The 7,171-nt window shown below is 71.8% G+C and carries 4 protein-coding genes and 1 pseudogene; 3 read left to right on the top strand and 2 right to left on the bottom strand.

Going from position 1 to position 7,171, the window contains the following annotated elements; translation table 11 throughout:
* Positions 1-143: 143 nt before the first annotated feature.
* Together VDQ83_RS18490 and VDQ83_RS18495 are read right to left on the bottom strand one after the other, a co-directional pair.
* Positions 144-1,109, bottom strand: coding sequence for an isoaspartyl peptidase/L-asparaginase family protein (locus VDQ83_RS18490; protein WP_455436002.1), 966 nt, complete (start codon positions 1,107-1,109; stop codon positions 144-146).
* Between the two features lie 216 nt (positions 1,110-1,325).
* Positions 1,326-2,135: pseudogene (locus VDQ83_RS18495) on the bottom strand (cyanophycinase); the annotation flags it as partial.
* On the opposite strand from VDQ83_RS18495, the gene VDQ83_RS18500 reads away from it, so the two are divergent.
* From VDQ83_RS18500 to VDQ83_RS18510, 3 genes are all read left to right on the top strand, one after another.
* Complete coding sequence (locus tag VDQ83_RS18500; RefSeq protein ID WP_455435999.1) at positions 2,089-2,817, top strand: RNA polymerase sigma factor; 729 nt, start codon at positions 2,089-2,091, stop codon at positions 2,815-2,817. The pseudogene VDQ83_RS18495 and the gene VDQ83_RS18500 overlap by 47 nt on opposite strands.
* Complete coding sequence (locus VDQ83_RS18505; RefSeq protein WP_455436000.1) at positions 2,798-3,895, top strand: FecR family protein; 1,098 nt, start codon at positions 2,798-2,800, stop codon at positions 3,893-3,895. The genes VDQ83_RS18500 and VDQ83_RS18505 overlap by 20 nt, the downstream gene beginning before the upstream one ends.
* Before the next feature lie 119 nt (positions 3,896-4,014).
* Positions 4,015-7,050, top strand: coding sequence for a TonB-dependent receptor (locus tag VDQ83_RS18510; RefSeq protein ID WP_455436001.1), 3,036 nt, complete (start codon positions 4,015-4,017; stop codon positions 7,048-7,050).
* The last annotated feature ends 121 nt before the right edge of the window (positions 7,051-7,171 follow it).

The following is a 7,171-nucleotide window of genomic DNA, read 5'->3' on the forward strand; positions in this document are numbered from 1 at the left end:
GTCGCGACTGAAGTCGCTCCCACAGGGAGCATGGCCGGCACCGCGACGGCTGCGACGCTCCTTGTGGGAGCGACTTCAGTCGCGACGGGCCTTGCCCGGAATGCAAGGACCGGCTGGCGCTCGCCAGCCGGCTCGCACATCGGTTACGGCGCCCCCGGCAGCGGCAGTGCCTCGTCCTTGAAGATCGCCACGTGCGGCACGCCGTCGGCGCCGATCCATCCGCGGTACATGCCTTCGGTGTTGAACGGGAAGGCGACGCTGCCGTCGGCGCCCAGTGCGATCGCGCCGCCGTCGCCGCCGGCCTTCGGGATCTGCTGGTCGATCACCGCCTCGGCCGCCTGCGTCAGGCTCTGCCCGGCGTACTTGACCCGCGCGCAGATGTCGTAGGCCGCCACCGCGCGGATGTAGTACTCGCCCCAGCCGGTGCCGGACACCGCGCAGCGGCTGTCGGCATAGGTGCCGGCGCCGATGATCGGCGAGTCGCCGACGCGGCCGTAGCGCTTGTTGGTCATGCCGCCGGTGGAGGTGCCCGCCGCCAGCCGGCCCTGCGTGTCCAGCGCCAGCGCGCCGACCGTGCCGAAATGCTTGGCGGTTTCCAGGTCGGCGTGCGCCTGCTTGTTGGCCTCTTCCTTCAGCGCCTGCTGCAACTGCTTCCAACGCTTGTCGGTGCGGAAGTAGGACGGAGCGACCAGGGTCACGCCGTGCTGGCGCGCGAACGTCTCGGCGCCGTCGCCGACCAGCATCACGTGCTCGGACTGCTCCATCACCGCGCGCGCCAGCCGGATCGGATTCTTCACCCGGTGCACGCCGGCCACCGCGCCGGCCTTGCCGCTGGCGCCGTCCATGATCGCCGCGTCCAGTTCGTTGCGGCCGTCGTGGGTGAACACCGCACCCTTGCCGGCGTTGAACTGCGGCGAATCCTCCAGCACCGCGATCGCCGCGGCGACCGCGTCCACCGCCGGCTTGCCCTGCGCCAGCAGCGCCTGCCCGGTGCGCAGGGCGGTTTCCATCGCCGTGCGCGCCTCGGCCAGGTCGGCGGCGCTGCTGCTGGCGCGCTCGACCCCGGCGCCGCCGTGGATCACCAGGGTGGTGGCGGGAATCTCGCGCATGCGCCCGTCACGCACGGCGTAGTAACGGTGGAACACCGGCGCATCGACCCGGCCGTCGGGCAGGTGCAACGTCGAGCCGGGGCCGACGCCGACGGTCTCGATGCGCGCGGCCTGCAGCGGCTGCCCCGCCGGCGTGGGCGGCTGCAGCGGGCCGGCGACCACGGTGGCGCCGGCCTGCGGATCGGTGGCATAGACCCGTGCGCTGCCGTCGCCTTCCACCGCCAGCGCCGCGCTCTCGTCCACGCCCAGGCCGATCAGCGGCTGCCCGGCCGGGGCCAGCGTCGCCGCCTTGGCGCGGAACGCGAACAACCGGCCGAGCCGGTCGCGTTCCTTGAAGTGGGTGTCGGTGATGACCCGCTTGAGCAGGTCCAGGTGCAGGAAGTCGGTTTCGATGGTGGTGGCCGGCCCCAGCGGATCGGCCAGCGCCGGCGCGCTGGTCAGGCTGCCGCCGTCCATCGCGCCGTAGAGGTACTCGCCGAGCATCGCCAGCCCGGCGCTGGTGCCGCCGAGCGGCTTGCCGGCGCGCACGTGCGCGTCCAGCGCTGCGGCCACCGGTGTGCCCTTCCAGTAGCGCACGTAGCGCGACTGGTCGCCGCCGGCGATGAAGATGCCGTCGGCGCGGGCCAGGCTGCGCAGCAGCGCCGGATCGCTGGACGCGCCGCGGCCCTTGAACACGAAGGTCTCCACCGACGCCACGCCGCCGACGTCGCGGTAGAACTCCTCGGCCACTTCGTTGCCCTGCGAGGCGCGCAGCACCACCACGTGGCCATGCCCGGCCTTGGCCAGGAACCAGCGCAGCGCATCGTAGTTGCGATCGCCGCCGCCCATCAGCAGCAGCCCCGGCGCGACCGGGCCGGGCGTGGGCAGGGCCGGGTCGCCGACCAGGTATTGGCGGTAGTCGCGCGCAGCGGCGGGCGCGGCCAGGCACAGGCCCAGCAACGCCACCATCCAGGGCCGGAACGTGCCGACGAAACGGGTCATGCGGATCTCCTCGAGGGGCGGACGGGAAGCGAACGGGCGGTTCATTGCAGACAGGGGACGAACGGCGGCGCGGTTTCCCCCCTCGCAGTTGTACCGGTTCGCGGCGGCGCGCGGGCGCTGCCACGCCGGCGGACGATCGGCTAATGTGGAATGCATGCCCGCTTCCCTCGACGATTGGTTCGTCCACGAGATCCTCGTCCACGAGCAGGCGCTGAGCGGCTACCTGCGGCGCTGCTGGCCGCAGCGCGACGAGTGGCACGACCTGCGCCAGGAAATCTACGTGCGCGTCTACGAGGCCGCCGGCAAAGCGCGGCCGAGCCTGCCCAAATCGTTCCTGTTCGCCACCGCACGGCACCTGATCACCGACCGGCTGCGCCGCAGCCGGGTGGTGTCGATCGAGGCAGTGGGTGATTTGGAGTCGATGCACGTCTTGGTAGACGAGCTGTCGCCGGAACGCTGGTGCGGCGGGCGGCAGGTACTGGGACGGCTGGCGGCCGCCTTCGACCGCCTGCCCGACCGCTGTCGCAGCGTGATCTGGCTGCGGCGGGTCGAGGAACTGTCGCAAAGGGAGGTGGCCGTGCGTCTGGGCATCAGCGAGAAGACCGTGGAAAAGCACGTGGCCAAGGGCATGCGCCTGCTGGCCGATCATTTTCATGGCGACGACGGCGCGCGTGCGCTGGCGGCGCCGCGGCGGGCACGGGCGCAGGATGGACAGCAGGCGGATTGAGCTGCGCGCGGCGGCCTGGCTGGCGCGGCGCGACCGCGGCGACTGGTCGCCGCGGCAGCAGGCGCGGTTGGATGCCTGGCTGGCGGCGGCCACCGCGCACCGGGTGGCGTTCGTGCGCCTGCAGGCGGCGTGGCAGCAGAGCGGGCGGCTGCAGGCGCTGGGCGCGGGCCGGCGCGACGGCAGCGTTCCGCCGCGCGGCAGCTGGCGCGGACTGGCTGCGAGCGACACCGCGACGAACGACATCGAAGCGGGCGACAGCACGCCGGCAGCGGCCGCGCCCGGCGCACCGACCGACCTGGGCCGGCTGCGCTTCGCGCCGCGCCCGCCACCGCGCACGCGCCGGCGCCGGCGCTGGCCGCTGGCGCTGGCGCTGGCCGCGACGCTGCTGTTCGGCGCCGCGCTCGGCCTGGGCTGGAACCAGTTCACGACGGTGGCGCCGGTCGCCTACGCCAGCGCCACCGGCAGCCTGCGTCCGCTGGCGCTGGCCGACGGCTCGCGCGCCACGCTGAGCAGCGACAGCCGCATCGACGTGGCGCTGTCGCGCGCGCGGCGGCAGATCGACCTGCAACGCGGCGAGGCGTTCTTCGAGGTGAGCAAGGACCCGGCGCGGCCGTTCGTGGTCGCCAGCGGCGCGCGCCGGGTGATCGCGGTGGGCACGCGTTTCGCGGTGCGCCGCGATGCCGACGCGCTGCGCGTGGTGGTCACCGAAGGCACGGTGCGGCTGGAATCGGCGGCGCATCCGCAGGCGCCGCCGACCCTGCTGGCGGCCGGCAGCATCGCCCTGGCCGGCCCGCACGGGGTGCTGGTGCGCCGCGTCGCCCTGGCCGAGGCCGAGCGCGCCCTGGACTGGCGCAACGGCTACCTGACCTTCGACGACACCCCGCTGCAGGCGGCGGTGGCCGAGTTCAACCGCTACAACACGGTCAAGCTGCGCGTGGCCGACGCCAGCGCCGGCGCGCTGCGGGTCGGCGGCAATTTCCGCTGGTCCAACACCGAGGCGTTCGTGCGCCTGCTCGAGCAGGGCTTCCCGATCCGCGCCGAGCGCCGCGGCGACCAGGTGCTGCTGCACAGCCGTTGAGGCGCCGCACGCGGCGGCCATGCAGCATGACAGGGGGGATTTGCGCAGCTCGTTCGTCCTGACTAACGGGGGCGTGGCCTTGCGCCTGTGTCAGGGGAGAAGACTCGATGCGATATCCGATGCGTGTGCTGCTGCTGAGCATGGCCTGTGCGACCGCCTGCGCGGCGCAGGCGCAAACGGTTGCCGGCGGCCAGGCCGCCGACAGCCAGCTGAACATTCCCGCCGGCCCGCTGCGCGCGGCGCTGGAGGCCCTGGCGCGACAATCCGGCGCGCAGCTGATCTACCGTGCCGACCAGCTCGACGGCGCGCGCAGCGCCGGCGCGCAGGGCCGGCTGGACACCGCGCAGGCGCTGCAGCGCGTCCTGCACGGCAGCGGTTTCGTCGCCCAGCGCGATGCCTCCGGCGCCTGGCTGGTGCGGCGCCAGGAGCCGGCGGCGCCGCGCGCGCAACCGGTGCGCGCCGTGCTGCCCGCCGCCGCGCCCGAGCAGCCGATCGCCGATCTGCAGACGCTGCAGGTCACCGGCTCGCGCATCCCGCGCGCGCAGCTGGAAGGGCCGGCGCCGATCAGCGTGATCAGCGCCGAGCAGATCAAGGCCAACGGCTTCACCTCGGTGCCGGACGTGCTGCGCGCGATGACCCAGAACGGCGGCGAGACGCAGAGCCCGCAGTCGGCCAGCGGCGCGGACTTCTCGCCCGGCGCGCAGCAGGTGGACCTGCGCGGGCTCGGCCCCAACCACACCCTGGTGCTGGTCAACGGCCGCCGCATCGCCGACTTCCCGATGCCGTTCAAGGGCCGCAGCAACTTCACCGACATCTCCAACATCCCGCTGGGCATGATCGACCGCATCGAGATCCTGACCGGCAGCGCCTCGGCGATCTACGGCTCGGACGCGATCTCCGGCGTGGTCAACTTCATCCTCAAGAAGCAGGCCGACGGCACCACCCTGGACTACCGCTTCGGCGACACCAGCGCCGGTGGCGGCGACAGCTTCAACCTCAGCATCAGCAGCGGTTTCTCGCGCGGCGCGTTCGATGCGGTGTTCGGCGCCGAAGCGGTGACCCAGACGCCGCTGTGGGCCTACCAGCGCAGCCGCCAGGACAGCACCCTGGACGGCCCGACCGAGCGTTCGCAGGTGCCGCGGCGCACCTTCCTGCGCACCGACTACGACGACAACTATCTCGATCCGGGCGCGGCGACCTGCGAGGCGGTGTCCGGCCTCAACCGCGGCAGCACCGGCTACGCCTCGCGCCCGGGCTACGGCGAGTTCTGCGGCAGCAGCGCCTCGATCGGCTACGGCACCATCGGCAACAAGCGCCGCGGCGTCAATGCCTACGCGTCGCTGAACTATGCCTTCGACGGCGGCACGCAGTGGTTCGCCGACCTGCAGCTGGGCTACCACGAGCTGTCGCTGTTCCGCGACGTGACCCAGTGGGGCTACATGGCCCCGGATGGCAACGAAGAGGGCTATTTCTACAACCAGGCCACCGACCAGATCGAAGCCTGGGGCCGCCAGTTCAGCCCCGAGGAAATGGGCGGACTCAACACCGGCACCATCCGCACGCGGCAGAAGACCCTCAGCCTGACCACCGGCTTCAAGGGCAAGCTGGGCAGCGACTGGGACTACGAGGCCAGCCTCAGCCATTCGCAGTACCAGGCCACGATCAGCTGGCCGCAGATCGTCGCCGAACGCGCCAACGCGCTGTTCCTCGGCCCGCAGCTGGGCGTGGACGACGATTCGGGCCTGCCGATCTTCAACGCCGACCCCGAGCGCCTGTACACGCCGCTGAGCCGCGCCGAGTACGACGGCATCGCCCAGCGCAGCGTCTACCAGCCGCGCTCGCGCACCGACACCGCCGCCTTCACCGTGACCAACCCCAGCCTGTTCGCGCTGCCCGGCGGCGATGCGGGGCTGTCGGCCACCGCCGAGTTCGGCAACCAGGGTTACGACCTGCGCCCGGATCCGCTGGCCACCCAGTACTACTACTACAGCTGGAAGGACTCCGACGGCCACGGCAGCCGCAACCGCTGGGCGCTGGCCAGCGAGCTGCGCCTGCCGGTGCTGTCGACGGTGTCGCTGAGCCTGGCCGGGCGCTACGACCAGTACCGCTTCTCCGGCCGCACCCTGGGCAAGTTCACCTACAGCGGCGGGCTGGAATGGCGCCCGCTGGACACGTTGCTGCTGCGCGGCTCCTACGGCACCGCGTTCCGCGCGCCGGACCTGCACTACGTCTATTCCGGCCCCGGCAACGACGAGACCTCCGGCGTGGACTACTACCGCTGCGCCGACGAAGAGCCCGGGGTGGCGATCGAGGACTGCAGCTACAACGACGAGGGCATCATCCGCGGCCGCAGCGGCAACCGGAACCTGGACCCGGAGACCAGCACCTCGTGGACCGCCGGCTTCGTCTGGTCGCCGCGCCCGGAACTGGACGTGTCGGTGGACTACTTCGACATCGACATGCGCGACCAGGTGCAGGACCTGCGCGTGGACCAGGTGCTGCGCGACGAATCCGAGTGCCGGCTGGGCAATCTGGATGCGGCCTCGACCACCTGCCAGCAGGCGCTGTCGCGGGTCACCCGCAGCGCCGACGGCGACCTGTACGGGGTCTTCGTCAACCCGATCAACATCGCCCGCGAGAGCACCAGCGGCATCGACTTCAGCACCCACTATCGGCTGGACACCGCGATCGGCACCTTCCGTTTCGGCGGCAGCTACACCTGGGTGCGCCGCCACGACATCCAGGTGTACGCCGGCGAGGCGATGGTGGACGAGTTCGTGGTCAACAGCGGCTACGACATCCCGCGGACCAAGGCGAGCGCCAGCGTGTCGTGGGAGCGCAAGGCCTGGTCGGCGACGCTGCACGGCGAGCGCCTGGGCCACCTGCCGACCTCCGATTCCTACGACCAGGTGTTCGACCCGGAGAGCGGCGACAGCCCGTGGATCGGCGCCACCTACCGCTACAACGCCTCGGTGCAGTACCGCATCGGCGACCACGCGCAGCTGTCGCTGGCGGTGACCAACCTGTTCGACAAGATGCCGCCGCACGACCGCACCTACACCTCGTACCCGTATTACGACGTGTCCTGGTTCGACACCGTGGGCCGCAGCCTGTACCTGCAGTACACGCACAAGTTCGGCGGCAGCGCGCTGTAGCGGCGCTGCGGCTGGCGACGCGGCAAGGGCTTTTTTTTCGATCGTTTGCAGGCCGCAGCGATCTTGTGGGAGCGACTTCAGTCGCGACGGGCTCTACCGGTAAGGCCCGTCGCGACTGAAG

Source organism: Xanthomonas sp. WHRI 7945 (assembly GCF_035026585.1).